The 1,502-nt window shown below is 66.6% G+C and carries 2 protein-coding genes; one reads left to right on the forward strand and one right to left on the reverse strand.

Features of this window, described 5'->3' with window-relative positions; translation table 11 throughout:
- The coding region (gene rsxB / locus G3N99_RS39925) for an electron transport complex subunit RsxB (RefSeq protein ID WP_206125156.1) at positions 1–535 on the reverse strand (535 nt) is incomplete at its 3' end.
- A 156-nt stretch (positions 536–691) separates the two neighbouring features.
- On the opposite strand from rsxB, the gene G3N99_RS39930 reads away from it, so the two are divergent.
- Entirely contained in the window at positions 692–1,324 is a 633-nt protein-coding gene (locus G3N99_RS39930) for a TetR family transcriptional regulator (RefSeq protein ID WP_039370405.1), read from the forward strand.
- The last annotated feature ends 178 nt before the right edge of the window (positions 1,325–1,502 follow it).

Here is a 1,502-nt window from a genome sequence, read left to right on the forward strand (position 1 = left end):
TCGCGTCCCAGCCGGTGCGTTCGCCGGTCACCGGCAGCATCGCGATGCAGTCGACCGGGCAGGGCGGCACGCACAGGTCGCAGCCGGTGCACAGCGATTCGATGATCGTGTGCATCTGCTTCGGCGCGCCGACGATCGCGTCGACCGGGCACGCCTGCATGCACAGCGTGCAGCCGATGCACAGGCTTTCGTCGATGAAGGCGACCGCGCGCGGATGCTCGCTGCCGTTGACGGGGTTCAGCGGAATCACCGGTTTGCCGAGCAGGCTCGACAGGCGCGCGATGCCTTCGGCGCCGCCGGGCGGGCACTGGTTGTAGTTCGCGTCGCCGGCGGCGATCGCCTCGGCGTACGGGCGGCAGCCGTTATAGCCGCACTTCGTGCATTGCGTCTGGGGAAGCAGATCTTCGATGCGATCTGCGAGTGTTTTGGAATCGGTCACGGTGACAACGGGCGCAGCGGCGCCGAATGGCTCTCGGCCGCGTCGGACGCGGTCGGAAAGGTTTGCCAAAGCTCGATTATCGCCGATTTCCCGCATTGCGCTGGACGCCGTCTGTGCGCATAATCGAACCGCTTTTTTGCAGGGGCTCAGCAGGAGGGCGGCCGCCCGCGGCGCGCCCGTTCCAGGGCGGCCGGCGCCAAGGCGGTGGGGGTGCCGGTCCGGATCAAGCGGCTCACATAGCAAAACGCCACCATGAATCAGCCAAAAATCAAAAGAGATCCTGAAGGTACGCGCCGCCGCATCCTGATGGCGGCAGCCGAAGAGTTCGCGAGTGGAGGGCTGTTCGGCGCACGCGTCGACCAGATCGCGCGCCGGGCCGAAACCAACGAGCGCATGCTCTATTACTACTTCGGCAGCAAGGAGCAGTTGTTCACGGCCGTGCTCGAACACGCGTTCTCCGCGTTGACCGAGGCCGAGCGCGAGCTCGATCTCGACGGCGTCGCGCCGGTCGAAGCCGTCACGCGGCTCGCGCATTTCGTTTGGGACTACTACCGCGACCATCCGGAACTGCTCAGGCTCATCAACAACGAGAACCTGCACGAAGCGCGCTACCTGCACAAGTCGACGCGGATCCGCGAGATGATGTCGCCGATCGTAGCGAAGCTCGGCAACGTGCTGACGCGCGGCCAGAAGGCCGGGCTGTTCCGCACCGACGTCGATCCGCTGCGCTTCTACGTGACGCTGTCGGGGCTCGGCTACTACATCGTGTCGAACCGCTTCACGCTCGCCGCGACGCTCGGCCGCGATTTCACCGACGCCGACGAGCGTGCCGAGATGGTCCGGATGAACACCGAAGTGCTGCTCGCGTATCTGCTGCGGCGCTGATGCGTTGATGCGCCGACCGCGCCGAAGCGGCCGCCCGATGTAAAAACGCCGCCGTGCGCAGGCAACGGCGGCGTTTTTGCGTCGGAACGCAGTGCGTCAGGCGGCCTTGCGCGTGCGCACGGCCTTTGCGCGCGGGCTGCCGGCGGCAGTGCGTTTCGCGGCCGGTGCGGCCTTGGCG

Origin of the sequence: Burkholderia sp. Ac-20392, from assembly GCF_017104585.1 — a bacterium.
Taxonomy (GTDB): domain Bacteria; phylum Pseudomonadota; class Gammaproteobacteria; order Burkholderiales; family Burkholderiaceae; genus Burkholderia; species Burkholderia lata.

What these genes read in the sequence shown, in the direction of transcription:
- G3N99_RS39930 (WP_039370405.1), top strand. Translation starts at nt 692, where the DNA reads ATGAATCAGCCAAAAATCAAAAGAGATCCTGAAGGTACGCGCCGCCGC.